The sequence below is a fragment of the Kitasatospora sp. NPDC051984 genome (assembly GCF_044593455.1).
Taxonomy (GTDB): Bacteria; Actinomycetota; Actinomycetes; order Streptomycetales; family Streptomycetaceae; genus Kitasatospora.
Genome location: NZ_JBIUCB010000001.1, coordinates 716964 through 742000 on the forward strand (window position 1 = coordinate 716964; position 25037 = coordinate 742000).

Consider the following 25037-nt stretch of genomic DNA (forward strand, 5'->3'; position numbering starts at 1 on the left):
AACACCCACCGGTATCCCATCCCCGCAAAGGATTAGCTGAGATGTCCGCTCTCGCCGCTGGTGTGTCCGGTTCCGTTGCTTCCATCGGCTACGGCCTCGCTGCGATCGGCCCCGGCATCGGTGTCGGTCTGATCTTCGGTAACGGCGTGCAGGCGATGGCCCGTCAGCCCGAGGCTGCCGGCCTGATCCGCTCCAACATGTTCATCGGCTTCGCCCTGACCGAGGCCCTCGCCCTGATCGGCATCGTCATGCCGTTCGTCTACGGCCAGTGAGCCAGGCGCACCGGTAGTCAATTCCGACGAAAGGTTCTGATATGACCCCCGAGGTTCTCCTCGCGGCTGAAGAGAAGATGAACCCTCTTCTCCCCGCGTGGCCCGAGGTCATCATCGGCCTGCTCTGCTTCTTCATCGTCTTCGGTCTTCTCGGCAAGAAGCTCCTCCCCAGCATCGAGAAGGTGCTGGAGGAGCGCCGCGACTCCATCGAAGGCGGCATGAAGCGCGCGGAGACCGCTCAGGCCGAGGCCCAGGCCCTGCTGGAGCAGTACCGTGCCGAGCTGGCCGAGGCGCGTCACGAGGCCGCTCGGATCACCGAGCACGCCCGTGAGCAGGGCGCTGTCCTGATCGCCGAGATGCGCGAGGAGGGCCAGCGTCAGCGCGAGGCCATCGTCGCCGCCGGCCACGCGCAGATCGACGCCGACAAGAAGCAGGCGACCGCCGCCCTGCGCCAGGACGTGGGCTCGCTGGCCTCCCAGCTGGCCTCCCGCATCGTCGGTGAGTCCCTGGAGGACCACGCCCGCCAGAGCGGTGTCATCGACCGCTTCCTGGACGAGCTGGAGTCCAAGGCCGCCGCTGCCCAGGGTGCGTCCAAGTGATCGGCGCGAGCCGTGAGGCCCTCGCCGCCGGTCGCGGGAACCTCGAGAGCCTGACCGACAACACTTCGGTGGACGCGGCCAAGCTCGCCGAGGAACTCGCCGCCGTCACCGTGCTGCTGGACCGTGAGGTCTCGCTGCGCCGCGTGCTGACCGACCCGTCGCGGTCCGGTGAGGACAAGGCCCAGCTGGTCGCCTCGCTGCTGGCCGGTCAGGTCTCCGGCGAGACCGTCGACCTGGTCTCCGGCCTGGTCCGCTCGCGCTGGTCCGGTTCGCGTGACCTGGCCGACGCGGCCGAGCAGTTGACCGCGTACGCCGAGGTCATCGCCGCCGACAAGGCGGGCGCGCTGGACGATGTCGAGGACGAGCTGTTCCGGTTCGGCCGGGTGGTGGCGGGCTCGCACGAGCTGCGCGCCGCGCTGACCGAGCCGAAGGCCGACAAGGCCGCCAAGACGGCGCTGATCCGCAAGCTGCTCGGCGGCAAGGCCAACGCGGGCACCGTCCGCCTGGTCACCAGCCTGGTCACCGCCCCCCGGGGCCGTAGCCTGGAAGGCGGCCTGGAGTCCTACTCCAAGCTCGCCGCCTCCCGGCGTGGCCGCGTGGTGGCCCTGGTCACCAGCGCTGTGCCGCTGTCGGACCGCCAGAAGGAGCGGCTCGCCGCTGCGCTGGCCGGCCTGCACGGCCGTCCGGTGCACCTGAACATCGACGTGGACCCCGAGGTCCAGGGCGGTGTCCGGGTGCAGATCGGCGACGAGATCATCGACGGCACCGTCGCGAGCCGCCTCGAAGGCGCTCGCCAGGGCCTCGAAGGCTGAGCACCAGCACTATCCGACCCTCGGTCGGGCGTCGGTCCACACCAGGTGGGCCGGCAAAACGTACGGCCGGTTCACCCGACCCGGCCGAGAGTCGAGCACTTGCGGCCCTCAATGGCGGGCCGAGGATCGCAAACTAGGAGAGCAGGGAAGCCTGATGGCGGAGCTTACGATCCGTCCGGAGGAGATCCGGGACGCGCTGGCCGACTTTGTCCAGTCGTACCAGCCGGACGCCGCTTCTGTGGAAGAGGTCGGCAAGGTCACTGACGCGGCGGACGGCATCGCGCATGTCGAGGGCCTGCCCTCGGTCATGGCGAACGAGCTGCTGAAGTTCGAGGACGGCACGCTCGGCCTCGCGCTGAACCTCGACACCCGCGAGATCGGTGTCGTCATCCTCGGTGAGTTCGGCGGCATCGAAGAGGGCCAGACCGTGCGCCGCACCGGCGAGGTCCTCTCGGTTCCGGTCGGCGACGGCTACCTCGGCCGCGTCGTGGACCCGCTGGGCAACCCGATCGACGGCCTGGGCGACATCGCCTCCACCGGCCGCCGTGCCCTGGAGCTGCAGGCCCCCGGCGTCATGGCCCGCAAGTCGGTCAAGCAGCCGCTGCAGACCGGCATCAAGGCCATCGACGCGATGACCCCGATCGGCCGCGGCCAGCGCCAGCTGATCATTGGTGACCGTCAGACCGGCAAGACCGCGGTCGCCGTCGACACCATCATCAACCAGCGCGACAACTGGCGCTCGGGCGACCCGGAGAAGCAGGTCCGCTGCATCTACGTCGCCGTTGGCCAGAAGGGCTCCACCATCGCGTCCGTCCGCGGCGCCCTGGAGGAGGCCGGCGCGCTGGAGTACACCACGATCGTGGCTGCTCCCGCCTCCGACCCGGCCGGCTTCAAGTACCTCGCCCCGTACACCGGTTCGGCCATCGGCCAGGAGTGGATGTACGACGGCAAGCACGTCCTCATCGTCTTCGACGACCTGTCGAAGCAGGCCGAGGCCTACCGCTCCGTCTCCCTGCTGCTGCGCCGCCCGCCGGGCCGCGAGGCCTACCCGGGTGACGTCTTCTACCTGCACTCCCGCCTGCTGGAGCGCTGCGCCAAGCTGAACGACGCCCTCGGCGGCGGCTCGATGACCGGTCTGCCGATCATCGAGACCAAGGCCAACGACGTCTCGGCGTACATCCCGACCAACGTCATCTCCATCACCGACGGCCAGTGCTTCCTGGAGTCCGACCTGTTCAACGCCGGCATCCGCCCGGCCGTGAACGTCGGTATCTCGGTCTCCCGCGTCGGTGGCTCCGCCCAGATCAAGGCCATGAAGTCGGTCGCCGGCCGCCTGCGCCTGGACCTGGCCCAGTACCGCGAGCTGGAGGCGTTCGCCGCCTTCGGTTCCGACCTGGACGCGGCCTCCAAGGCCCAGCTGGAGCGCGGTGCGCGCATGGTCGAGCTGCTGAAGCAGGGCCAGTACCAGCCGTTCGCGGTCGAGGACCAGGTTGTCTCGATCTGGGCCGGCACCACCGGCAAGCTGGACGACGTCCCGGTCGCCGAGATCCGTCGCTTCGAGCGCGAGTTCCTCGACCACCTGCGCCTGGAGCACAAGGGCATCCTGACCGGCATCGCCGAGACCCAGAAGCTCGAGGACGGCACCATCGACGCGCTGACCGCGGCGATCACCTCGTTCAAGCAGGGTTACACCACGGCGGACGGCAAGCTGCTCTCCGAGCAGGCCTGAGTCCGGTAGCGAGGGAAAGGACGTAACGACCCATGGGAGCACAGCTTCGGGTCTACAAGCGCCGCATCCGCTCCGTCACCGCGACGAAGAAGATCACCAAGGCGATGGAGATGATCTCCGCGTCGCGCATCGTCAAGGCGCAGCGCGCGGTGGCCGCCTCCACCCCGTACGCCGATGAGCTCACCCGTGCGGTGACCGCGGTGGCCACCCGGTCCAACGCGAAGCACCCGCTGACCACCGAGAACCCGAACGCCACCCGCGCCGCCGTGCTTGTGATCACGGCGGACCGCGGTCTGGCGGGCGGCTACTCGACCAACGCCATCAAGCAGTCGCTGGCGCTTGCCGCCCGCCTCCGCGAAGAAGGCAAGGAAGTGGTCACGTACATCGTCGGCCGCAAGGGCGTCGGGTACTACGGGTTCCGCAACCTCGCGGTCGCGAACTCGTGGACGGGCTTCTCGGACAAGCCGACCTACGGGGACGCGAAGACCGTCGCGGCGGACCTCATCGAGGCCTTCACCGCGGAGACCGGTGGCGTGGACGAGCTGCACCTGGTGTCGACCGAGTTCGTGTCGATGCTGACGCAGACGGCCGTGGACCGGCGCCTGCTGCCGCTGAAGCTCGACGAGGTCGAGCTCAGCGACAAGTCGCCGGCGAAGAACCAGATCTTCCCGCTGTACGACTTCGAACCGTCGGCCGAAGGCGTCCTCGACGCCCTGCTGCCGCGGTACGTCGAGAGCCGGATCTACAACGCTCTCCTGCAGTCGGCCGCCTCCGAGCACGCCGCCCGTCGGCGTGCGATGAAGAGCGCGACGGACAACGCCGGCGAGCTCATCAAGTCGCTCACGCGGCTTGCCAACTCGGCCCGTCAGGCCGAGATCACCCAGGAAATCAGCGAGATCGTGGGCGGCGCGAACGCGCTGGCCGACGCTAGCGCGGGGAGCGAATGATATGACCACCACTGTTGAGACCACGGCGACGGGCCGCGTCGCGCGGGTCATCGGCCCGGTCGTCGACGTGGAGTTCCCCGTCGACGCTATTCCGGACATGTACAACGCCCTGCACGTCGAGGTGGACAACCCCGACGGCACCGGCAAGAAGACCCTGACCCTCGAGGTTGCCCAGCACCTCGGCGACGGCCTGGTCCGCGGCATCTCGATGCAGCCGACCGACGGCCTGGTCCGCGGCTCGCAGGTCACCGACACCGGTTCGGCGATCTCCGTCCCGGTCGGCCAGATCACCAAGGGCAAGGTCTTCAACGCCCTCGGTGAGGTGCTGAACGTCGACAAGGCCGAGTTCGAGGCCTCCGTCGAGGTCAAGTGGCCGATCCACCGCAAGGCCCCGAACTTCTCCGAGCTCGAGTCGAAGACCGAGATGTTCGAGACCGGCATCAAGGTCATCGACCTGCTCACCCCGTACGTCCAGGGTGGCAAGATCGGTCTGTTCGGTGGTGCCGGTGTCGGCAAGACCGTTCTGATCCAGGAGATGATCTACCGCGTCGCCGAGAACTTCGGTGGTGTGTCGGTGTTCGCCGGTGTCGGTGAGCGCACCCGTGAGGGCAACGACCTCATCGACGAGATGGTCGACTCGGGCGTTCTGGACAAGACCGCGCTGGTCTTCGGCCAGATGGACGAGCCGCCGGGCACCCGTCTGCGCGTCGCGCTCTCCGCGCTGACCATGGCGGAGTACTTCCGCGACGTCGAGAAGCAGGACGTGCTCCTCTTCATCGACAACATCTTCCGGTTCACCCAGGCCGGTTCCGAGGTGTCGACCCTGCTCGGCCGTATGCCCTCCGCGGTGGGTTACCAGCCGAACCTGGCCGACGAGATGGGCCTCCTGCAGGAGCGCATCACCTCGACCCGCGGTCACTCGATCACCTCGATGCAGGCGATCTACGTCCCCGCGGACGACCTGACCGACCCGGCGCCGGCCACCACCTTCGCCCACCTGGACGCGACCACCGTTCTGTCGCGCCCGATCTCGGAGAAGGGCATCTACCCGGCCGTCGACCCGCTGGACTCCACGTCCCGCATCCTCGACCCGCGGTACATCGCGCAGACCCACTACGACACGGCCATCCGTATCAAGGGGATCCTGCAGAAGTACAAGGACCTGCAGGACATCATCGCGATCCTCGGTATCGACGAGCTGTCCGAGGAAGACAAGATCACGGTGCAGCGTGCCCGCCGCATCGAGCGCTTCCTCTCGCAGAACACCTACGTGGCGAAGCAGTTCACCGGTGTCGAGGGCTCGACCGTCCCGCTGTCGGAGACCATCGAGGCCTTCAACGCCATCGCGGACGGCAAGTACGACCACGTCCCGGAGCAGGCCTTCTTCATGTGCGGTGGCATCGATGACCTCGAGCGCAACGCCGCCGAGCTGCTGAAGAAGTAACCGCAGGCCGGTCGCACGGCAGACCCAACCGTTGAGGGGTGGTTCCCGGCTCTCGTCGGGGGCCACCCCTCAACGCTGGAAGTGCTGTGATCCCGGTCATTTACGGGCCCTTGGTTTCGTTCCGGGGGCGCGTGACCGTTATTCTTACCGAAACTGCCGAGAGCTCAGCCGCCCGTTCGCCCGGGTGGCCGCGCCCCGGCAAGAGCCAAGGAGCCCACGTTGGCTGAGCTGCACGTCGAGCTGGTCGCAGCCGACCGCAAGGTGTGGTCCGGTGCGGCCACCATCGTTGTTGCCCGTACGGCCTCCGGCGACACCGGCATCATGCCGGGTCACACCCCGGTGCTGAGCGTGCTGGAGACCGGCCCGGTCACCATCCGCACCGTCTCCGAGGGCACGATCGTCGCCGCGGTGCACGGTGGCTTCATCTCGTTCGCCGACAACAAGCTGTCGATCCTTGCCGAGATCGCCGAGCTGGCCGACGAGATCGACGTCGCCCGCGCCGAGCGCGCGCTGGAGAACGCCCGGAACGAGGCCGACGCGCACGCCGAGCGTCGCGCCGAGGTCCGGCTGGTCGCCGCCGGCGGCCTGAAGGCGCACCACTGAGCCTGGTCTCAGCGACGGTCCCGGGGACGCTTGTAGCGTGTCCTCGGGACTGTCGTATCAGTTGGTAGGAATGGGTGGCCGCGCAAGGCCGCCAACGGGGATGAAGGCAGCGAGGAGGTAGGTGAGCGTGGTCCTCGCCCTTGTGGTGTGCGCGTCGGTAGTGGTCCTCGCCCTCGCGGGCCTGGTCGGCTTCGCGGTACGCCGCCGCCTCATCCAGCGGGTGGGCGGCACCTTCGACTGCTCCTACCGCTTGAAAATGCCGGCGGACGCCTCCACGCAGCCGGATCTCGACGAGAACGGCCAACCCACCTCGGCCCCGGTCCCACAGACCGACGGCAAGGGGTGGGTTTTTGGTATCGGCCGGTACAGCGGCGACTCCATCGAGTGGTTCCGGGTGTTCTCCTACGCGCCCCGGCCGCGACGGGTCCTGCCGCGCACCGAGATCGAGGTGCTGGGCCGCCGCTACCCGCAGGGGCAGGAAGAACTCGCCCTGCTCTCCGGCTCCGTGGTGCTGCGCTGCCTGCACCGGGGCGCGCCGCTGGAGCTCGCGATGAGCGACGACGCGCTGACCGGCTTCCTGGCCTGGCTGGAGGCCGCCCCGCCCGGGCAGAGGGTCAACGTCGCCTGATTTCCCGGGTACTTGATTTCCCGGGTGCTTGATCTCCCGGACGCCTGATCCGGCGTCAGGAGAGCGTGACGCGGCTCGCGTCCACCCGCTCCGACGTGGGCGCTAGGCTGCGGGCATGGTGAACCTGACGCGCATCTACACCCGCACCGGGGACGACGGCACGACCGCGCTCGGCGACATGAGCCGGACCACCAAGACCGACCCGCGACTGATCGCGTACGCCGACACCAACGAGGCCAATGCCGCGATCGGCGTGGCGCTGGCCGCCGGGGCGCTGGACGGCGAGCTGGTGACGGTGCTGACCCGGATCCAGAACGACCTGTTCGACGTGGGCGCGGACCTGGCGACGCCGATCGTCGAGGACCCCAAGTACCCGCCGCTGCGGGTCGAGCAGTCGTACATCGACCGGCTGGAGGGCGACTGCGACCGGTTCCTGGAGGAGCTGGAGAAGCTGCGCAGCTTCATCCTGCCCGGCGGCACCCCCGGCGCCGCGTACCTGCACCTGGCGTGCACCGTGGTGCGGCGGGCCGAGCGGGCCACCTGGGCGGCGATCGAGGCGCACGGGGACAACATCAACCCGCTGACCGCGAAGTACCTGAACCGGCTGTCCGACCTGCTGTTCATCCTGGCCCGCACCGCCAACAAGGAGCGCGGCGACGTGCTGTGGGTGCCCGGCGAGAACCGCTGACGCCTGGTCATCCGGTCTGCTTGGGCCGCTTGGGGAAGACCGTGTAGCTGGCGGCGATGACGAGGTTGATGCCGACCACCAGCGCCATCCGCGGGTACCAGGAATCCAGCCGCGCGGTGCGCGCGGCGTCGCCGACCAGCCACTGGACGGCGGCGATCAGCGCCACCGTGACGGCCGAGGCCAGCAGCGTCAGCAGGAACACGCCCCACTCGTAACGGGCCCTCGGCGCGCCGTACTTGGGCGCGCCGGGCGGCTTGGGGCCGCCGGCCAGCCGGTGCGCGGCGTGGCCGTCGGCCCAGCGGACCATGCGGTGGCCGTAGGCGATCGAGAAGCCGACGTAGGCGGCGGCCAGGCCGTGCGTCCAGTCGGCGGTGGCGCCGCCGCGCAGGTCGGCGACGGTGGCGCCGAGGATCACCAGATCGACCACCGGCAGCAGCGCCAGCAGCGCCAGGCCGGTGCGGCGCAGGCGCAGCGCGTAGCGGGCCAGCAGCCCCGCCGCCAGTACGACCCAGAAGCCGGCCTCGCCGGCCACGATCAGGGAAACCATGCTTCGATCCTTCCCGCACCCGGGCGGGCCGTCATCGTCCGGCCAGCGGAGTGGCGTGTCAGCCGTTCGTCGGACGGCGGTTCCTCCGAGCGGTCGTTCCGGCCAGTTGGGAGGAGTGCTGGGATGGGTCGGGTGAGACTCTCCGAACGCGGGCAGGACATGGCCATCGCCCTGGCCGGGCTGCTGGGCGGCCTGCTGCTGATCTCGGTCGGCGCGTACGACCGGCGGCCCGAGTGGTCGGCGTGGGTGTCGGTGCTGCCGCTGGTGGCGATGGCCGGGCTGTCGCTGGTGCGGCGCCGGTGGACGGTGTGGACGGTCAGCGTCGGCGGCGTGGTGTTCGGCGTCGCCGTGTACCTCGGCTCGCTGGTGCCGACGATGCTGCTGTACACCGACCTGCTGTACGCGGCGGTGCTGTACGGCCCGCCCCGGATGAGCCGGGTCCTGCAGCTGTCCGGTGCCGCCACCACCGTGGTGCTGACGGGCCTGACGTGGCAGTACGCCTCGCTGCCCGAGGCGCTGCTGGTCGCCGTGTTCTGCGGGCTGATCTTCCTCTCCCCGGTGTGGACGGCCGACCTGCTGCGGCGGCACCGGGAGGTCGCCGAGACGGAGCGGCTGCGGGCCGAGCAGACCGCGCTGCTGGCCGAGCTGGACCGGCGCGGCGCGGTGGTCTCCGAACGGGCCCGGATGGCCCGCGAGTTGCACGACGTGATCGCCAACCACCTGTCGGCGATCGCCATCCACGCCACCGGCGCGCAGGCGGTGGCGCGCCGTCAGGCACGGGAGGCGGACGAGCCGTTGGTGGAGGCGCTCGCGGTGATCCGGGAGAACAGCGTGCAGGGCCTCGCCGAGATGCGTCGGATGATCGGACTGCTGCGCGAGGCCACACCCGAAGAGCCCTACGCCGCACCGCGGTTGACCGCCGTCGACGTGCTGCTGGAGCAGGCCGGGGCGGCCGGGCGGTCGGCCGGGCTGCGGTTCGAGGCCGAGCAGCAGGGCGAGGCGGTCGAGCTGCCCGCGCCGGTCGAGCTGGCCGCGTACCGGATCGTCCAGGAGTCGCTGACCAACGCCGTCAAGCACGCCGCACCTGGCTCCGTCCGGCTCTGCATCCGGTACGGGGAGCGGGAGTTGGAGATCACCGTGGAGTCCGCGTACCGGGAGGGCGAGGGCCGGGCGGTGCCCGGGGCGAAGGCCGGGCTGGTCGGCATGGGCGAGCGGGCGCAACTGCTCGGCGGCGAGTTCGATGCCGGGCCGGACGGGCGGACGTGGCGGGTCCGGGCGGTGCTGCCGCGGACGGCGAGCGGGGAGCGGGAATGATCCGGGTACTGGTGGCGGAGGACCAGGCGGCCGTCCGGGCCGCGCTGGTGATGATCCTGCGGGCCGAGGCCGACCTCCAGGTGGTCGGCGAGGCCGCGGACGGCGAACAGGCCGTCCGGATGGCGCTGGAGCTGCGGCCGGACGTCGTCCTGATGGACGTCCAGATGCCCCGGCTGGACGGCGTCGCCGCGACCCGGCAGGTGGTGGAGGCCGGGGCGGCGCAGGTGCTGGTCCTCACCACCTTCGACCTGGACGAGTACGTGTGGGGCGCGCTGCGGGCCGGCGCCGCCGGGTTCCTGCTCAAGGACCTGGAGGCGGACACCCTGGTCGAGGGCATCCGCACGGTCGCCCGCGGCGACGGCATGCTAGCGCCGTCCGTCACCCGGCGGCTGATCACGTCCTTCGCCAGGTCGCCGGCTCCGGCGCCGGACTCCGGTGCGCTGCTGGACGGGCTGACGCCGAAGGAGCGGGAGGTGCTCGGCTGCCTCGGGGCCGGCCTGTCCAACGCGGAGATCGCGCACCGGCTCGGGACGGTGGAGGCCACCACCAAGACGCACGTCAGCCGGATCCTCGCGAAGCTCGGGCTGCGCAGCCGGGTGCAGGCGGCGATCCTCGCGCAGGAGCGGGGAGTGCCCGTTCCCGGGGAGCGGTGACGGGGCCGGTGTGACGGAGTTCGTCCGGCGGGGTCCGTGTGGCGGAGCGGTTCCGTGGGAGGGGCGCAGATCACACCTGTTCCGGTGCAGATCACACTGCCGGAACGCACCACGGAACGCGTGCTCCTACTAGAGTCCGGCGCAGAGCGATGTGGCTCCCGCCGGGCGGTCGGTGCTGCCCCGGCACGGGCGGCCCTCGGCGTGCCCCCGGGAGGACCAGATGACCGTACGACCAGCTCTCTAGCGGCGCCCGCACCCGCCGGGTGAGTTTGCTCACGGAGCACCCCGCAGACGGGTGATTTGGGCGGTTATCGAGCGTAAGTACCAGGTGTACCTGCGTATATTCCCTCGGACGGGTGAAGTTGAGGGACAGTCCGCCGGGTGACAGCAACCTGCGGAACTGGTTGGCCGTCAGATTCAGCAAGGGCCGGTGCACAACCGGCCCGAAACATGTCGCGGTCGGTCCTTGGGGAACGGGACGGGCGGCAGGGCGCAACGCGGCGGACGAGCAACGGCACACGGCCGAGGAGGAGGACAGCGTGCGCATCACCGGCGACCACACCGGACTGGCCATCGAAGGGCGGCTCGACGTGCGCAGCGCCGCCGACGCCAAGGCGCGGTTGCACGCGGCGGTCGACGGCGGAGAGGGCGACTTCGTCCTCGACCTCTGCCGGCTCGAGTCCTGGGACGCGACCGGACTCGGCGTCATCATGGGCACCCACCGCCGGGCCGGGCGGGCCGGGCGACGGCTCGTCCTGCGGGAGGTGCCGGTGCAGCTCCAGCGGCTGCTGGTGGCTACGCGGCTGCACCGGATTCTGGCGGTGGAGGGGGCGGCGCTTCCCGCGATGGGGTAGTGGCGGGCCCGACCGCTGGGGCGCGAGTACGGGCAAGCCATTGTGCGGTGGCGCGATCTTGTGGTGGGGTGCGTTCCCTTTCGCGCGGTTCCACCCCCTCGGCTTCGCCCGGGGGTACCCCCAGCGCCCCTGGTTTCCCATCGCTACCCGGTGTGTTGACCCGGTTCGGTCATGTGGGACAGTCTCCGGTCAGGTGTCCGAGTGGCGGGGAGCAACGACGTGGGTCAGCCGAGCGGGGAATTCCGGGGGGACGGGGTACGCCCGCGGGGTGGGGAACTGGTCAGCGGTGAGCGGCTGGTGGTGGTCGGGGGGCCGGAGGGGTCGGAGGCGCGGCGCTGTCCGGACGAGTGGTTGCCGCAGCCGCGGCGCATACGCGGGTTGGTGCAGGCGCGGCCGGAGTTGGGGCCGAGTCCGGCGGTGGGGCCGCTCGCGTTGGGGGCCGGGCCGGGGGATCTGCCGCTGCTGGACCGTGACGGTGACATCGAGGCCGTGATCGGGCAGCTCCGGGAGGGGCGTTCGGTGCGGCTGGTCGGGCAGTCCGGCTCGGGCCGTTCCGCGTTGCTGGCGGCGGTCGCCGAGGCGGCGGGGGAGTTGGCGCCGGACGGCGTGGTGCGGCTGAGCGGCTACCGCAGGACGTCCGCCGATCTGTTGCAGGACCTGTTCGCGACGACGCATCAGGCGCCGGACTTCCGTCCGGACCGGGAGCAGTTGGTCGAACTGCTGGCCGGGGTCGCCGCGGTGGTGGTGATCGACGATCTGGAACCGTCCGGCGAGGAGTTGGAGGAGCTGCTGGCGCTGGCCCCCGAGTGCGCGTTCCTGGTCAGTACGGCGCCGGACGCGCCGCCGTCGCCGCCCGGTTCGCGCTTGCGGGACCACCTGGTGGCGGGCCTGTCCCGGTCGGCGTGTCTGACGCTCGCGGCGCGACTGGCGGGCCGTCAGCTGGACGAGGCCGAGCGGGCCTGGGCGGTGGACCTGTGGTTCGAGTCGGAGGGCCTGCCGCTGCGGTTCGTCCGGGCGGCGGCGCTGGTGCGGCAGCGGGACGTCGCGGTGGACGCGCTGGTCGCCGCGCAGGAGGACCGGCGGAGCGTCTTCGGCTTCGTGAAGGAGTACGAACTCCCCAGCGATCCGGCCGAGTTGGAGGCCGAGCTGCGGGCCGGGGTGCCGTTGCCGTCGGTCGGTGAGAGTGCCGCGCCGGCCCGGCTGCTGGTGCAGGGCCTGAGCGAACCGGCCCGGCGGGTGCTGCGGCTGGCGCTGGCGCTGAACGGGGAGTGCCCGACCGCGCCGCACCTGCCCGCGCTGATCGACGTCGGTCTCGGCGAGAGCGCGCTGCAGGAACTGGTGGACAACGGCCTGGCGGTGTCGGTGGGCGGACACCACCGGCTCACCGAAGGCGTGCTCGCCGCGCTGCTGCCCGAACTCGAGGGCGACGCGCACGGGCAGCCCGCCCCGTTCGCCCCCGGCGGCGTCGCGCACGGCGCGGCCGAACACCTGTCCTGGTGGGTCGGGCACGCCTCGGTGACGACCCGCCAGGTCGCCGCCGAGGCCGAGGTGATCCTCGCGGTACTGGCGGCCGAACGGGACGCCGACCGCCCCGAGCAGGTGCTGCGGCTGGCCCGGGCCGCCGCGCCCGCGCTCGCCCTGTCGCTGCGCTGGGGCGCCTGGGAGCGGGCCCTGCAACTCGGCCTGGAGGCCGCCCGGATGCTCGGGGCGGACGCCGAACAGGGCTGGTTCCACCACGAGTTGGGCGTGTACGCGCTGTGCGTCGGCAACTCGCAGCGGGCCGTCGCCGAACTGGAGGCCGCGCTCGCGCTGCGCGTCGTCGCCGGCGGCGACCAGCGCGGTGGGGCGGTCGGGCGGCGGATGCTCGACCTGATCCGGCTGGAGGAGACCGCGGCGATCACCGCCGGCACCGGCGACACCCCGTCGGACCGCGGCCGGCGCACCATCCGCGCGATCGCCCAGGTGCCGGCCCGGCTGCGCAAGCGGGCACCCGCCGGGGCCCGGAAGACCGTTCTGGCCGCGAGTGCCGCCGTGATGGCGCTCGGCGTGCTCGGCACCGCGATCGGCGTCGCCGTCAGCAGCGAGGACAGCCCGGCCGGCAAGCAGCCCGGCAACTCCGCGGACGACATCGTCCCGGACCCGGGCGCCACCACCAGCCCCCGGCCCAGCACCAGCCCGCGGCCGTCGGCGAGCGACAGCGCGACGCCGTCCGACAGCCCGTCGGAGTCGGCGAGCGGCAGCCCCTCCAGCAGTCACCGGCCGAGCGGCAGCGCGAGCAGTACGAAGCCGAGCGCCACGACGAGCACCACCAAGTCGTCGTCCCCGCCGACGAGTTCGTCCCCGCAGCCCACCAAGTCGTCCACCCAGTCGTCCTCCCCGTCGCCCAGTACCTCGTCCAGCGCCTCGCCGTCGGACAGCCCGTCCCCGTCGAACAGCGCGGTGGGCTAGCCCCGGAGCCAAGCCTCGACAGTTTCCGGGTCCAGGTTGCCGCGAGCCGCCGATCCGGCGTGCCCGGCCCAGGTCGGGCAGCCGAGCATGGCCGCGCCGAGGTGTTCGGGGGCGGCCGCGCCGAGGGCCTCGGCGGTGAGGCGGTAGGCGAGCGGGAGCGTCGCCCGGCGGTCGGCCAGCCAGGCCTGGGTGGCGGCGAGGCCCTGTTCGGCGTGCAGGCGGCGCAGGGGCACGAGCCAGCCCTCGCGCCACCAGGCGGCGAGCTCGGCGGCGGGGACTTCGGCGAAGGTCGGGGCGAGGGCGTCGGCCAGGCGTCGGGTGTGGTCGGACTCCTCGCCGGCCAGCCGCGGGTACTCGGTGGCGAAGTTCGGCCAGTCGGTCTCGGTGAGCACGTCGTCCAGGCCGATCGGGTGCTCGGCGTAGTACGCCAGGTCGGTCGCGAAGACGTCCCGCAGTACCTGGTAGCGCAGGCGGGTGGAACCGGCCAGCAGGGCCGCGTCGTACAGGTCCTTGCCCTGCGGGTCGCTGTCGGTGGCGAGCCAGAGGAGTTTCCAGGCGAGCGAGAGCTCCCGTCCGGCGACGTTCAGCACCGTGCCGGGGGCGACCTCCAGGGGCTCGGCGGGGACGGGCAGCTCCTCGTTGAAGACGAAGTCGAGCTGGACGGTGCCGCCGGGCAGGCCGTCGGTCTCCCAGCTGAACAGCAGGCGGCGGCCGGGGGCCCGTTCGTACGTCCAGATGTCCTCGCTGACGGTCCGCTCGGGCAGGAAGCGGACCGGGCCGGTCGAGGCGGCGACGGTGCGGGTGAGGTCGTCGAACAGGTCCTCGGTGCGCGGGTCGTCGAGCATCCAGTCGGCGGGGGTGATGACGAAGTCGAGGTCGCCGGGCTCGCGGGCGGCGTCGCCGAACCAGGCCTTCAGCACCACCGAGCCGCGCAGCACCAGGTGGTCGGACCGGCCGGAGGCGGCGACGGCGGCCAGGACGGTGTCCATCGCGGTGCGGCGGGCCGCGTACCAGGCGGCGGAGAGGGCCGGGTCGGTGAACTGCGGGTCGCCGGCGCGGTAGGCGTTGGCGAACTGGATCAGGGCCGGGTCGTAGATCTCGGCCTGGGTGGCCCGAGGGTCGTCGATCGGCAGGAATGTGCGGGGCCAGTTGTCACGGGCCTGCGGCAGCATGCGGGGGTCGGACACGGGGCCTCCTCGGTCAGGCGGTGGTCGGGGCGTCGTCGAGCCAGCCGGAGTCCAGCGCGAGCGCCGAGTCGTGGACCACGTACTCGCGGGTGACCTTCAGCGGCGGGAAGCCGGCGGCGGTCAGGGCGGCGGTGAGGCGGTCGAGGTGCCGGCCGGCGGTGGTCAGGCCGAGGCGGTGGCAGCGCTGGGTGACGAAGTACTGGCTGTGGCCGTCGGGTTCGGTGCGACGGGCGTTCCAGGAGACGTGGGCGTGGTGGCCGTCGGCGGCCCGGGCCAGGGCGTCGCGGGGGACGTCCGGGGCCAGTCGGACCTTCACGTGGTGCTCGAAGTAGCGGGCGGGGTCGGCCTGTTCGGCTTCCGCGTCGGTGTCGGGGACGCCCGGGGTCCAGGGGGCGGCCTCGATCTTCACCCGGACCGGGGTGAACCCGGCGGCCCGCAGCCGGGCCGCTTCGGCGGCGGCGCGGTGGTGCTGGGCGGCCAGGGTGCCGTCGCTCTGCCAGGACAGCATCGGCTGCGAGGGGTGTCGGCCGCGGGCCAGCAGGATGTGGGTGAACTCCAGGCCGTTCGCGGCCGCCCAGTCGGCGAGCGCCTCGGCCTCGGCCGGGGCCAGCGTGAGATGGGTCTCGTACCGGCCGACCGGTTCAGCGCTTCGCACGGGCATGCGGCGATCTTGGCAGGCGGGCGCGGAGGGCGGCCCGCCGGGGTCCGCCGGGGCCCGGCGGGGTCGCCGGGGCCGCCGGGGTCAGAACAGCTTGAGCTTGTCGTCGTCGATGCCGCGCAGCTCGTCGTAGTCGAGGACGACGCAGCCGATGCCGCGGTCGGTGGCGAGGACGCGGGCCTGCGGCTTGATCTCCTGGGCGGCGAAGATGCCCTTGACCGGGGCCAGCAGCGGGTCGCGGTTGAGCAGGTCGAGGTAGCGGGTGAGCTGCTCGACGCCGTCGATCTCGCCGCGGCGCTTGATCTCGACGGCGACGGTGGCGCCGTCGGAGTCGCGGCAGAGGATGTCGACGGGACCGATCGCGGTGGGGTACTCGCGGCGGATCAGCTGCCAGCCGGTGCCGAGGACCTCCATCCGGTCGGCGAGCAGTTCCTGCAGGTGGGCCTCGACGCCGTCCTTCACCAGGCCGGGGTCGACGCCGAGCTCGTGGCTGGAGTCGTGGTGGACGTCCTCCAGCGTGATGATCAGCTTCTCGCCGGCCTTGTTGGTGACCGTCCACACCCCCTCGGTCTCCTTCAGGGAACACGGCGGGGACATCCAGTTCAGCGGCTTGTAGGCCCGGTCGTCGGCGTGGATGCTGACGCTCCCGTCGGCCTTCACGATCACCAGGCGCACGGCGGAGGGCAGATGTGCAGCGAGGCGGCCCGCGTAGTCCACGGTGCACTTGGCGATTACAAGACGCATGGGGACAAGCCTACGGCCCGCCGGGAGTGCCCCCGTCCCTGTTCGATTTTGGAGGGGCGCGGGGAGAGGGCGTGCGGTGGGGGAGGTGCGCCGGCGTGCAGTGGGTCGAGGGGGCGTGATTCCTGAGACAGGCGGCTGTCCGGAGGGGCCCTCGGGGGCCGTTTGAAGCGAGTGTCCGCACAGTGGGTGTGGGCCGGGCGGGAGGGGCGAAACATGGTGACCGCACGGCCACCGGCGGTGAGCCGTGCCAGCTCGGCACAGAGGGTCGGTGCACAACTGATTCCGGCCAATCTCGGCCTCGGCACGGCGATTCGGGCGGCAATCCCCGGATTCTCCAGCCGGGTCCGGGAAGGACTGACACGCTGGTTGAACCCCTGGCCAGGACCTCGACGTACGCGGCGTCACCCCCAGCCCGCCGCGCCGTCGGTATTCGAACATCGCGCGCGGTTCACCGCACGTCCGTCCAATGCACCCTCAGCACACCGGTACGACCGCCCCGTCGAATCCGCCGGGGCGGACCGTGAGAGGAGAACCCATGTCGCTCGACGTCTCACCGGCCCTGTTGGAGAAGGCCGAACGAGGCGAGGTCGACGAGCGGGAGTTCGTCGACTGTGTCCGCACCTCGCTGCCCTACGCCTGGGACATGATCAGCTCGCTGGTGGCCCAACTCAAGGTCGACGGAACCGACTTCGCCGACAACGAGGTCCCCCCGCCGAGCGAGCAGGAGCGCGGACAGCTGCTCCGGGCGCTGGCCAGCGATGCCATCCGCGGAGCCCTGCAGCGCCACTTCGGCGTCCAGCTGGCCTTCCAGAACTGCCACCGGGTCGCGGTCTTCGCCCCCGGCCCCGACACCGACGAGCGGCTCGCCCGCTTCACCTCGGTCCGCGCCCAACTGCTCAACCAGTCGCCGGAGTTGCGCGACTGCTGAGCCCCGACACGCCCGAGCGCGGGTCGCCCCGGTCCCCATCGGACGGGGCGGCCCGCGGGTGCGGTCTCAGCGCAGCTGCGGCAGCACCTCGTCGCCGATCCGGTCCAGGTTGTGCAGCGTCGCCGCGGTGTCCCCGGAGCCCTCGGCGAGCAGCGCGAAACGCCGGATCCCGGTGCTCTCCGCCGTCGCCCGCAGCCGGTCCGCGCACTGCCGGGGCGTGCCCACCGCGTGCAGGTCGCACAGCAGCTCGGTGTACGCCCGAGGGTCGCGCATCGAGCGCTCCCGGCCGTCCACCGTGCGGTGCGCGCCCAGCCCGTACGCGAAGAAGTCCGGCATCGCCCGCAGCAGGCTGGCCCGGGCCGCGCCCGCCCGGTCGTCGACCTGCACCACGCCCGCCGCGACGTGCTCCCGCTCCACCCGGGACAGGCCCTCCTCGCCGCGCCCCGCGGCCCGCCAGGCCGCCCGGTAGGCGGCCAGCATGTCCCGCTTGTCCTCGTCGCCCGAGTGCATGCCCAGCAGCATCGGCAGACCCCGCTCGGCGGCCGTCCGCACCCCCGCCGGCGAGGTGCACGCCATCACCACCGGCGGCCCCGACTGCGCCTGCTGCGCGGGCTCCTGGCGCTGCCGCGGAATCACCGCGGTGGTGGTGGCGGCCCCGTCCAGGCCCAGCCAGCCCGTCAGGTCCGACCGCCGGGCCGGCTCGGCGGCCCGCGGCACCACCGCCACCTCCGGGAAGTCGAACTGCGGCCCCGAACCGCCCACCCGGGCCCCGCGCAGCCAGCGCAGCAACAGGTCCAGCCGCTCCGGGTAGCCCTGCTCGTACGCCTCCAGGCCGCCGCCGAACACCGCCAGGTCGATCCACGGCCCGCCCCGGCCCACGCCCAGCGTGAACCGGCCGCCGGACGTCAGGTGCAGCAGCGCCGCCTGCTCGCCCAGCGCCACCGGGTGCTTGGTGCTCAGCACGCTGACGGCGGTGCCCACCCCGATCCGCCGGGTGCGGCCCAGCAGCATCGCCGCGAGCGTCGCAGCGTCCGGGCAGACCCCGTACGGCACGAAATGGTGCTCGGCCAGCCACACCGCGTCCAGGCCCACCCGTTCCGCGGCCAGTGCCGCCGAGACGGTCCGGTCCAGCGCCTCGCCGTGGCTCTGCCCCGGGAACTGTGCGGACAGCAGGAACGCGCCGACCCGGATCGCGTCCGTATCGGCGCCCCGCGAGGGCTCCGGGGCCGGCTGCGCGGCCGGTGCCACCCCTCGGCCGGTCCGCCGCTGCTGCTCGGCGGATCGGGAGTGGCGGCGGGCGGTGGTCTTCGTCATGCGGTGTGCCTCCTCGGTGCGCGCAGGGTTCGCGGGCCCCGCCGTGTCACCTCGTGAGTAACCCATGTCATGTGCCAATGGCACGCCGAACCCTCAATTTGTCCAAGGGAAGGGTGGATTACCGTCGAATCGCTGAAGCCGGACGGGGATCCATGCTAGTGGCGCGAGTGGGGCCGGTGTGGCCGCCGAGACCCTGGGGGACAGCGGATGGGAGCCTGTCCGCCCACTGCTGGCGCGGTGGCCCGTACCCTTGGAGGACAACGCGCCGGAACGAGGGGTAGTCACGTGTCACCGCGACGCAATCGGATCCAGAAGCCCGAGGGCGGCGAGAGCGCCGCGCCGATGGGCGGTGGGCTGCGGCGGGTGGAGTCGTACCGGGGCGAGGACTGGATCGTGCAGACCGTGGCCGGGACGGCGGGGCGGTTCTACCGGTGCCCGGGGTGCGATCAGGAGATTCCGCCGGGCGTCGGGCATGTGGTGGCGTGGCCGGATCACGGCAGTGGGGTGGACGACCGGCGGCACTGGCACCGGGCGTGCTGGGGAGCGCGGGAGCGCCGCGGCTCCAACCTGCTGCGGGGCCGCGGCGCTCCGAGGTACTGACGGCGGGTCAGGCGTCGCGCCGCTTCAGCACCAGGTAGCCGCCGAGCAGGGCGGCCGCCGCCCAGGCCGCGCAGATCGCCAGGCCCGTCCACGGGCCGTACGGGTGGTCAGAGGTCTGGTGGACCTGGAAGGCCGCCGAGCCCGCGCGGTCCGGGAAGTAGCGGGCCACGTTCTCCACCTTGGGGACGATCGACAGGATCGGCGAGACCAGCAGCAGGAACGGGACCAGGATGCCCAGCGACAGCACCTGGTTGCGCAGCATCATGGTGACGCCGATCGAGAACAGGCACAGCAGCGTCAGGTAGCAGGCCGCGCCGAACACCGCCCGCAGCACGTCGGGTTGGCCGAGATCGGTGTTGTACTGGCCGAGCGCCGCCTGGCCGAGGAAGAAGGCGGCGAACACCGTCGCCAGCGAGACCAGCAGCGCGAGGACGCCGAGCACCGCCGTCTTCGCCCCCATCAGGGGGCCGCGCTGCGGGACGGCCGCCAGCGACACCCGGATCATGCCGCTGGCGTACTCGTTGCCGACCGCCAGCACGCCGAACACCACGATCGCCAGCGCGCCGAGCGTGATCCCGGCGAGCGAGGTGGTCGTCGGGTCGAACGGGTTCCGGTTGTGCTCGGTGAACTGGACGAAGTTCAGTCGGGTGAGCAGCGAGATCACGAAGCCCATCACGACCACCACCAGGAACGTGGCGACCAGCGTCCACACGGTGGAGCGGATGGTGCGGACCTTGGTCCACTCGGACTGCAGGACGGCGGGGAACGCGGCCATCTCAACTCTCCTTTCCGGCCCGGCGGGCATCCCAGCCGGCGCCCCACACGGGCTGCTGTTGCTGCGGCGGGGGCGGGGTGGTGCCGGCCTCGGGGACGTCGGTGCGGTACTCCACGGAGTCCGCGGTCATCTGCATGAACGCCTCCTCCAGCGAGGCCTGTTGGGGGCTCAGCTCGTGCAGCGTGACGCCGTGCGCGGCGGCCAGGTCGCCGAGGAACACCGGGTCTCCGTCGACCACCTCCCAGGCCCCGTCCGGGCCCGGCTCGGCGGTCAGGCCGGCGCCGCGCAGCGCGTCCAGCAGCTGCTCCGGCTGCGGGGTGCGCAGCCGTACCGAGGAGCGCGAGTTCCGCTTGATGAACTCGGCCATCGGCAGGTCCGCCAGCAGCCGGCCGCGGCCGATCACCACCAGGTGGTCGGCGGTCAGCGCCATCTCGCTCATCAGGTGCGAGGAGACGAACACCGTGCGGCCCTCGGCGGCCAGCGACTTCATCAGCCGGCGGATCCACACGATGCCCTCGGGGTCGAGCCCGTTCACCGGTTCGTCGAACATCAGGATCTTCGGGTCGCCGAGCAGTGCCGAGGCGATGCCCAGGCGCTGGCCCATGCCCAGCGAGAACCCCCGGGCGCGCTTCTTCGCGACGGCGGTCAGGCCGACCAGTTCGAGCACCTGGTCCACGCGTTCGCGCGGGATCCGGTTCGACTGCGCCATCCACAGCAGGTGGTTGTAGGCGGTCCGCCCGGGGTGCGCGCCCTTCGCCTCCAGCAGCGCGCCGATCTCGCGCAGCGGGTCCTGGACGGAGGCGTAACTGCGGCCGTCGATGGTGACTTCGCCGGCGGTGGGCCGGTCCAGGTCGAGGATCATCCGCATCGTGGTGGACTTGCCGGCGCCGTTCGGGCCGAGGAATCCGGTGACCACGCCCTCCGGGATCCGGAAGCTCAGATCGTCCACGGCCAACTTGTCGCCATAACGCTTCGTCAGGTGGTGCAACTCGATCATGTGCCACTCCTTGGTCTGGGGCCAGGGTAGGACAGAAGTGGATTAATCGGGCGATCGTCGTCCGGGGCGCGGCGCCCGGGGCCTACGGTGGAGCCATGACCTCCCCCAGCGCGCCGGTCGTTCGCGCGAACGGCACCGGCACCCCGCTCGTCCTACTGCACGCCTTCCCGCTCTCCGCGCGCATGTGGGAAGGACAACTGGAGCGCGTACCCGGCCCCGCCGGGGACGATGCGTGGGTGGTCGCACCGGACCAGCGCGGCTTCGGCACCGCCCCGCTCGGCGAGGAACCGCCGTCGCTGGACACCGCCGCCGACGACCTGGCGCACCTGCTGGACGAACTCGGCATCGAACAGGCCGTGCTCGGCGGCCTGTCCATGGGCGGCTACGTGGCGATGGCCTTCGCCCGCCGCCACCCCGAACGGCTGGCCGGCCTGATCCTCGCCGACACCAAGGCCACCCCCGACACCGACGCCGCCCGCGCCAACCGCGAACGCATCGCCACCACCGTCCTCGAACGCGGCAGCGTCGACCTGCTGAACGAGGAGAACACCGCGGAGAACCTGCTCGCCCCCGGCACCGACCCCGAACTCACCGACGCCGTCCGGCAGATGATCGCCGAGGCCGACCCGGCCGCGATCGCCTGGGCGCAGCGCGCGATGGCCGCCCGCCCCGACTCGCTGGAGGTGCTGGCCGCGCTGGAGGTGCCCGCCGCCGTCATCGTCGGCGAACTCGACACCGTCACCCCGCTCGCCGAGGCCCGGATGATGGCGGACGCCCTGCACGACGCCGAACTGACGGTCATTCCGGCGGTCGGCCACCTGTCCTCGCTGGAGGCCCCCGAGACCTTCAACGCCGCCGTCCGCTCCTTCCTCAAGCGCCTCAAGCTGCACGGCTCCTGACACGCCGAAAGGGCCCGGAGCGGTAAGCTCCGGGCCCTTCCTTACGGTTCTCAGCGGGCTGCCCCTCGCGGGGCCGCCGTCAGCGCGACTGCTGCGCCGGAACGCCCAGCGAGTCGTCGTTCGGCATCGTGGCCGCGGCGACCGCGGCACCGGTCAGGGTGGCCAGCATCTCGCGGACGTTGGTCAGCTGCGCGTTGATCGAGTCGCGGCGGTTGGTGAGCGCCGCCAGCTCGCGCTCCGACTCGCTGCGGACCCGGTCGGCCTTCGCGTTGGCGTCGGCCACGATGTCCTCGGCCTGGCGCTGCGCCGTCTCGATGGTCTGACGGGAACGGCGCTCGGCGTCGGTGCGCAGCTTCTCCGCCTCCAGGCGGAGCTGCTCGGCGCGGTGCTCGATCTCGGCGAGGCGCTTCTCCGCCTTGGCCTGACGGGCCGCCAGGTCGCGCTCGGACTGCTCCCGGCGCTTGGCCAGGTTGGTCTCGAACTCCAGGGCGGCCTGCGCGGCCTTGGTGCGGGTCTCCTCGAAGAGGGCGTCCGCCTCCTCGCGCTTGTTCTGCGCGTCCTTGTTGGCCTCGGCGCGCAGCTGCGCCGCGTCCGACTTCGCCTTGTCGACGATGCGCAGGCCCTCGTCCTCCGCCTTGGCCTTGCGGTCCTTGGCGTAGTTCTCGGCCTCGGTGCGGACCTGCTGAGCCGCGGCCTCGGCCAGCTCCCGGTGCTGCTCGGCGGCGCGGTGCGCCTCGTCGCGCAGGTCCTTCGCCTCCTCCTCGGCGAGACGGAGGATCTTCTCGACGCGGGCGCCGAGACCGGCGTAGGAGGGCTCCGCCTCGGTGACCGCGGCCTGCGCGGTCTGGGTCTCCAGGTGGAGTTCCTCGATGCGCTTCTCCAGCGCGCTGATCCGGGAAAGCGCGCTGTCTCGGTCGGCCACCAGCTTGGCGATCCGCTCGTCGACCTGGGCGCGCTCGTACCCACGGCGTACCAGGTCGAAGCCGTGCGGGGAGTGACTGTCGCTCATGGGATTTCTGGGCTTCCTGTCGTCAAACCGCTGAGATGGTTGAGGGAATCCTGACACGGTACCGGAGTGTCAACGACGAAACGCCGTTGGTTCGCGGACAATGTCCGCTCAATCGGGTGGCGCGCCCCCGGAGCGATTGCCTCCCGATCGCGGAGAGCCCACCCCGGCACCGGCCTTGGGTCCTCCGTCCTTCTTGTTGCCCCCGTTGCTGTGGACCACCGGCGCGGGCGCCTCGAACGCCTCCAACGCCGACAGCACGTCCTGGACCCGAGAGATCTCGGTGTTGATGTCCTTCCGGCGGCGCACCAACTCGTCCAACTCCCGCTGGCCCTCGTCGGTCACGCGCTTCGCCTCGGCCTTTGCCTCGGCGAGCAGCCGCTCCGCCTCCTCGGCGGCCAGCCGCAGCTGCTCCTCGGCATCCGAGCCGGCCCGCCGGAGCCGCTTCTCCGACTCGTCGTCGGCGCGCTTGAGCCGGGACGCGGCCGCGTCGGCAGCCGCCTCCAGCTTCTCCTCGGACTCCATCTCGGCGGCCTTCAGCTTGGCCTCGGCCTTGATGATCAGCGCCTCGGCCCGGGTGGTGGAGTCGGCGAGCTTGTTCTCCGCCTCCTTCAGCAGACCCTCGGCCTTGCGCACCGCCGAGATCCGCACCCGGCCGGCCTCCGCCGACGCCTCCGACGTCAGGTCGGACGCCCGCGTCTCGGCCGCGGCGATCAGCTCCGCCGCCCGCTCCTCGGCCTCCGCGACCTGGGCCTGCGCCTGCTCCTCGGCCTCGGTCAGCTGCTCCTGGGCCGCCGTCACCAGCGCGTCCACCCGCTCGCCGGCGGACTTCATCGCCTGCGCGTTCTCCTTGCGGGCCCGCTCGTGCAGCGCCTCGATCTCGGAATCGGTGCGCTCGCGCAGCTCCTCCGCCCGGTTCCGGATCGCGGTGGAGTCCCGGCGGGCCTCCTTCAGCATCGCGTCCGCGTCCGAACGGGCCTTCTCGACCTCGGCCCGGCCCTGCGCCTCGGCGGTCGCGACCAGCCGCTCGGCCTCCTTGCGGGCCGCCGTGACCAGCGCGTCGGCCTGCTTCTCGGCCGCCGCGGCCGCCGCCAGCGCCTCCGCCTGGGCCTGCTCGGCGAGCTGCTCGGCGTCCGTGAACGCCTTCTTCAGCACCGACCTGGCCTGATCGCGGGTCGACTTGTCGTACGACTCCGCGGACTTGCGCAGCTCCGCGTCGAAGGCCTCCGCGCGGGCCCGGATGTCCGCGTCGAACTCCTCCGCCAGGGTGCGGGTCGCCAGCGCGTACTCCTCGGCCTCCGTGCGCGTCGCCGTCGCCCGCTCCTCGGCGTCCATCAGGGCCGCGGCCGCCAGCTCGTCCGCCTCGGCGAGGGTGCGCTGGGCCGCGGCCTCCGCGGCGGCCCGCTGCTGCTCGGCGAACTCGGCCGCCGAGGTGCTCAGTTCGGCGATCTCGCGGTCCGTGGTGGCGCGCAGCTCGGCGATCTTCTGCGCGGTGGCCTCGCGGAGCTCGGTGGTCTCGAGGTCGGTGAGGGCGCGCAGCTCGGCGGTCTCGCGCTCGGCGACGGCACGGAGTTCGGCGACCTCCTGCTCGGCGGCGGCGCGGAGTTCGGCGACGTCCCGCTCGGCGGCGGCGCGCAGTTCGCGGTCGTAGGCGGCGGCGCTCTCGCGCAGCTCCTGGTCGAACGCGGTTGCGGCTTCGCGGAGTTCGGTGGTCTCGCGTTCGGCGGTGGCGCGGAGTTCGGCCACCTCGCGGTCGGCGGTTGCGCGCAGCTCGGCCGTCTCCTGCTCCGCGACGGCACGGAGCTCGGCCGCGTCGCGCGCGGCGGTCTCGCGGAGCTCGGTGGTCTCGAGGTCGGTGAGGGCGCGCAGCTCGGCGGTCTCGCGTTCGGCGACGGCGCGGAGCTCGGCCACCTCCTGCTCGGCGGCGGCCCGCTTCTCGGTGATCTGCTTGGTCGCGGCCTCGTGCATGCCCGCCACCGACTGCCGGACCTCGGCGGCCTCCTGCTCGGCCTGCGCGACCAGCTCGGCGGCCTGCGCCTCGGCCTGCGCCCGCAGCTCCTCGGCGGCGCGTTCGGCACTCGCCCGGAGTTCGGCGGTCTCGCGTTCGGCGACGGCGCGGAGCTGGGCGGCGTCCTGTTCGGCGTCGGCGCGGAGTTCGGCGGTCTCGCGGTCGGTGGTGGCGCGCAGTTCGCGGTCGTAGGTGGCGGCGCTCTCGCGCAGTTCCTGGTCGAACGTGGTTGCGGCTTCGCGGAGTTCGGTGGTCTCGCGGTCCGCCACGGCCCGGAGCTCGGCCACCTCGCGTTCGGCGACGGCGCGGAGCTGGGCGGCGTCCTGTTCGGCGTCGGCGCGGAGTTCGGCGGTCTCGCGGTCGGTGGTGGCGCGCAGTTCGCG

General features: G+C 72.1%; 24 protein-coding genes and 1 pseudogene. 16 read left to right on the plus strand and 9 right to left on the minus strand.

Translation table 11 applies throughout. The annotated features are described in order from the left end of the window. Nucleotides 1–41: 41 nt before the first annotated feature. The 9 genes from atpE (at nucleotide 42) to ACIHEI_RS03310 (ending at nucleotide 7722) form a co-directional block, all read left to right on the plus strand. Nucleotides 42–272, plus strand: a complete 231-nt coding sequence (gene atpE / locus ACIHEI_RS03270) for an ATP synthase F0 subunit C (RefSeq protein WP_100588007.1) — start codon at nucleotides 42–44, stop codon at nucleotides 270–272. Between the two features lie 41 nt (nucleotides 273–313). After that, nucleotides 314–871, plus strand: a complete 558-nt coding sequence (locus tag ACIHEI_RS03275; RefSeq protein WP_387637282.1) for a F0F1 ATP synthase subunit B — start codon at nucleotides 314–316, stop codon at nucleotides 869–871. Next, nucleotides 868–1683: a F0F1 ATP synthase subunit delta gene (locus ACIHEI_RS03280; protein ID WP_392950708.1), complete on the plus strand. Its 816-nt coding sequence runs from the start codon at nucleotides 868–870 to the stop codon at nucleotides 1681–1683. The genes ACIHEI_RS03275 and ACIHEI_RS03280 overlap by 4 nt, the downstream gene beginning before the upstream one ends. Before the next feature lie 154 nt (nucleotides 1684–1837). Next, complete coding sequence (gene atpA / locus ACIHEI_RS03285; RefSeq protein WP_043916035.1) at nucleotides 1838–3412, plus strand: F0F1 ATP synthase subunit alpha; 1575 nt, start codon at nucleotides 1838–1840, stop codon at nucleotides 3410–3412. 32 nt (nucleotides 3413–3444) lie between these two features. Further along, nucleotides 3445–4359 carry a F0F1 ATP synthase subunit gamma gene (locus ACIHEI_RS03290; protein ID WP_387637276.1) on the plus strand — a complete coding sequence of 305 codons (915 nt, stop codon included), beginning with the start codon at nucleotides 3445–3447 and terminating at the stop codon, nucleotides 4357–4359. Between the two features lies 1 nt (nucleotide 4360). Beyond that, on the plus strand, nucleotides 4361–5803 hold the full coding sequence (gene atpD, locus ACIHEI_RS03295) for a F0F1 ATP synthase subunit beta (protein ID WP_387637273.1): 1443 nt from the start codon (nucleotides 4361–4363) through the stop codon (nucleotides 5801–5803). 219 nt (nucleotides 5804–6022) lie between these two features. After that, nucleotides 6023–6406 carry a F0F1 ATP synthase subunit epsilon gene (locus ACIHEI_RS03300; RefSeq protein ID WP_387637270.1) on the plus strand — a complete coding sequence of 128 codons (384 nt, stop codon included), beginning with the start codon at nucleotides 6023–6025 and terminating at the stop codon, nucleotides 6404–6406. A 127-nt stretch (nucleotides 6407–6533) separates the two neighbouring features. Further along, nucleotides 6534–7034, plus strand: coding sequence for a DUF2550 domain-containing protein (locus ACIHEI_RS03305; protein WP_392950713.1), 501 nt, complete (start codon nucleotides 6534–6536; stop codon nucleotides 7032–7034). Between the two features lie 115 nt (nucleotides 7035–7149). After that, on the plus strand, nucleotides 7150–7722 hold the full coding sequence (locus ACIHEI_RS03310; protein WP_387637265.1) for a cob(I)yrinic acid a,c-diamide adenosyltransferase: 573 nt from the start codon (nucleotides 7150–7152) through the stop codon (nucleotides 7720–7722). Nucleotides 7723–7729: 7 nt separating this feature from the next. Here the strand turns inward: ACIHEI_RS03310 and ACIHEI_RS03315 are convergent, their stop codons facing one another. Next, nucleotides 7730–8269 carry a hypothetical protein gene (locus ACIHEI_RS03315; RefSeq protein WP_396605405.1) on the minus strand — a complete coding sequence of 180 codons (540 nt, stop codon included), beginning with the start codon at nucleotides 8267–8269 and terminating at the stop codon, nucleotides 7730–7732. 123 nt (nucleotides 8270–8392) lie between these two features. Between ACIHEI_RS03315 and ACIHEI_RS03320 the strand changes: the two genes are divergently transcribed. The 4 genes from ACIHEI_RS03320 (at nucleotide 8393) to ACIHEI_RS03335 (ending at nucleotide 13538) form a co-directional block, all read left to right on the plus strand. Beyond that, nucleotides 8393–9583, plus strand: a complete 1191-nt coding sequence (locus ACIHEI_RS03320) for a sensor histidine kinase (protein WP_396605406.1) — start codon at nucleotides 8393–8395, stop codon at nucleotides 9581–9583. After that, on the plus strand, nucleotides 9580–10236 hold the full coding sequence (locus ACIHEI_RS03325) for a response regulator (RefSeq protein ID WP_396605407.1): 657 nt from the start codon (nucleotides 9580–9582) through the stop codon (nucleotides 10234–10236). The genes ACIHEI_RS03320 and ACIHEI_RS03325 overlap by 4 nt, the downstream gene beginning before the upstream one ends. Nucleotides 10237–10775: 539 nt before the next feature. Beyond that, nucleotides 10776–11090, plus strand: coding sequence for an STAS domain-containing protein (locus ACIHEI_RS03330; RefSeq protein WP_387638841.1), 315 nt, complete (start codon nucleotides 10776–10778; stop codon nucleotides 11088–11090). 381 nt (nucleotides 11091–11471) lie between these two features. Continuing rightward, a complete protein-coding gene (locus ACIHEI_RS03335) occupies nucleotides 11472–13538 on the plus strand; it encodes an ATP-binding protein (protein ID WP_396605408.1) in 2067 nt (688 codons plus the stop codon). Here ACIHEI_RS03335 and ACIHEI_RS03340 read toward each other — a convergent pair. The 3 genes from ACIHEI_RS03340 to nucS all read right to left on the minus strand — a co-directional run bounded on the left by ACIHEI_RS03340 (nucleotide 13535) and on the right by nucS (nucleotide 16127). Beyond that, the gene (locus ACIHEI_RS03340; protein ID WP_396605409.1) at nucleotides 13535–14725 is read right to left on the minus strand and encodes a nucleotidyl transferase AbiEii/AbiGii toxin family protein; all 1191 of its coding nucleotides are present in this window, start codon (nucleotides 14723–14725) and stop codon (nucleotides 13535–13537) included. The genes ACIHEI_RS03335 and ACIHEI_RS03340 overlap by 4 nt on opposite strands. Before the next feature lie 13 nt (nucleotides 14726–14738). After that, complete coding sequence (locus ACIHEI_RS03345; RefSeq protein WP_396605410.1) at nucleotides 14739–15386, minus strand: hypothetical protein; 648 nt, start codon at nucleotides 15384–15386, stop codon at nucleotides 14739–14741. A gap of 81 nt (nucleotides 15387–15467) precedes the next feature. Then, complete coding sequence (nucS, locus tag ACIHEI_RS03350; RefSeq protein WP_387637246.1) at nucleotides 15468–16127, minus strand: endonuclease NucS; 660 nt, start codon at nucleotides 16125–16127, stop codon at nucleotides 15468–15470. 535 nt (nucleotides 16128–16662) lie between these two features. Here nucS and ACIHEI_RS03355 point away from each other — a divergent pair. Continuing rightward, nucleotides 16663–17055: an SCO5389 family protein gene (locus tag ACIHEI_RS03355; protein ID WP_387865438.1), complete on the plus strand. Its 393-nt coding sequence runs from the start codon at nucleotides 16663–16665 to the stop codon at nucleotides 17053–17055. A 66-nt stretch (nucleotides 17056–17121) separates the two neighbouring features. Here the strand turns inward: ACIHEI_RS03355 and ACIHEI_RS03360 are convergent, their stop codons facing one another. Further along, nucleotides 17122–18246 carry an LLM class flavin-dependent oxidoreductase gene (locus ACIHEI_RS03360; RefSeq protein ID WP_387638838.1) on the minus strand — a complete coding sequence of 375 codons (1125 nt, stop codon included), beginning with the start codon at nucleotides 18244–18246 and terminating at the stop codon, nucleotides 17122–17124. A 408-nt stretch (nucleotides 18247–18654) separates the two neighbouring features. Here ACIHEI_RS03360 and ACIHEI_RS03365 point away from each other — a divergent pair, with 408 nt between their 5' ends. Continuing rightward, entirely contained in the window at nucleotides 18655–18969 is a 315-nt protein-coding gene (locus ACIHEI_RS03365; RefSeq protein ID WP_392950733.1) for an ATP/GTP-binding protein, read from the plus strand. Nucleotides 18970–18976: 7 nt separating this feature from the next. On the opposite strand, the gene ACIHEI_RS03370 is transcribed toward ACIHEI_RS03365, so the two are convergent. After that, the gene (locus ACIHEI_RS03370) at nucleotides 18977–19744 is read right to left on the minus strand and encodes an ABC transporter permease (RefSeq protein ID WP_392950735.1); all 768 of its coding nucleotides are present in this window, start codon (nucleotides 19742–19744) and stop codon (nucleotides 18977–18979) included. Between the two features lies 1 nt (nucleotide 19745). Beyond that, entirely contained in the window at nucleotides 19746–20741 is a 996-nt protein-coding gene (locus ACIHEI_RS03375) for an ABC transporter ATP-binding protein (RefSeq protein ID WP_396605411.1), read from the minus strand. A gap of 95 nt (nucleotides 20742–20836) precedes the next feature. Here ACIHEI_RS03375 and ACIHEI_RS03380 point away from each other — a divergent pair, with 95 nt between their 5' ends. After that, nucleotides 20837–21640, plus strand: a complete 804-nt coding sequence (locus ACIHEI_RS03380) for an alpha/beta fold hydrolase (protein ID WP_387866258.1) — start codon at nucleotides 20837–20839, stop codon at nucleotides 21638–21640. 79 nt (nucleotides 21641–21719) lie between these two features. On the opposite strand, the gene ACIHEI_RS03385 is transcribed toward ACIHEI_RS03380, so the two are convergent. Both ACIHEI_RS03385 and ACIHEI_RS03390 read right to left on the minus strand, forming a co-directional pair. After that, nucleotides 21720–22649, minus strand: a complete 930-nt coding sequence (locus ACIHEI_RS03385) for a cellulose-binding protein (RefSeq protein ID WP_387637230.1) — start codon at nucleotides 22647–22649, stop codon at nucleotides 21720–21722. Between the two features lie 108 nt (nucleotides 22650–22757). Next, nucleotides 22758–25037: pseudogene (locus ACIHEI_RS03390) on the minus strand (hypothetical protein); the annotation flags it as partial.

Coding starts and splice junctions, on each gene's coding strand:
- atpE (WP_100588007.1), top strand. CDS start 42: ATGTCCGCTCTCGCCGCTGGTGTGTCCGGTTCCGTTGCTTCCATCGGC.
- ACIHEI_RS03325 (WP_396605407.1), top strand. CDS start 9,580: ATGATCCGGGTACTGGTGGCGGAGGACCAGGCGGCCGTCCGGGCCGCG.
- ACIHEI_RS03375 (WP_396605411.1), bottom strand. CDS start 20,741: ATGATCGAGTTGCACCACCTGACGAAGCGTTATGGCGACAAGTTGGCC.
- ACIHEI_RS03355 (WP_387865438.1), top strand. CDS start 16,663: ATGTCGCTCGACGTCTCACCGGCCCTGTTGGAGAAGGCCGAACGAGGC.
- ACIHEI_RS03275 (WP_387637282.1), top strand. CDS start 314: ATGACCCCCGAGGTTCTCCTCGCGGCTGAAGAGAAGATGAACCCTCTT.
- ACIHEI_RS03290 (WP_387637276.1), top strand. CDS start 3,445: ATGGGAGCACAGCTTCGGGTCTACAAGCGCCGCATCCGCTCCGTCACC.
- atpA (WP_043916035.1), top strand. CDS start 1,838: ATGGCGGAGCTTACGATCCGTCCGGAGGAGATCCGGGACGCGCTGGCC.
- atpD (WP_387637273.1), top strand. CDS start 4,361: ATGACCACCACTGTTGAGACCACGGCGACGGGCCGCGTCGCGCGGGTC.
- ACIHEI_RS03345 (WP_396605410.1), bottom strand. CDS start 15,386: ATGCCCGTGCGAAGCGCTGAACCGGTCGGCCGGTACGAGACCCATCTC.
- ACIHEI_RS03310 (WP_387637265.1), top strand. CDS start 7,150: ATGGTGAACCTGACGCGCATCTACACCCGCACCGGGGACGACGGCACG.
- ACIHEI_RS03385 (WP_387637230.1), bottom strand. CDS start 22,649: ATGAGCGACAGTCACTCCCCGCACGGCTTCGACCTGGTACGCCGTGGG.
- nucS (WP_387637246.1), bottom strand. CDS start 16,127: ATGCGTCTTGTAATCGCCAAGTGCACCGTGGACTACGCGGGCCGCCTC.
- ACIHEI_RS03315 (WP_396605405.1), bottom strand. CDS start 8,269: ATGGTTTCCCTGATCGTGGCCGGCGAGGCCGGCTTCTGGGTCGTACTG.
- ACIHEI_RS03380 (WP_387866258.1), top strand. CDS start 20,837: ATGACCTCCCCCAGCGCGCCGGTCGTTCGCGCGAACGGCACCGGCACC.
- ACIHEI_RS03320 (WP_396605406.1), top strand. CDS start 8,393: ATGGGTCGGGTGAGACTCTCCGAACGCGGGCAGGACATGGCCATCGCC.
- ACIHEI_RS03370 (WP_392950735.1), bottom strand. CDS start 19,744: ATGGCCGCGTTCCCCGCCGTCCTGCAGTCCGAGTGGACCAAGGTCCGC.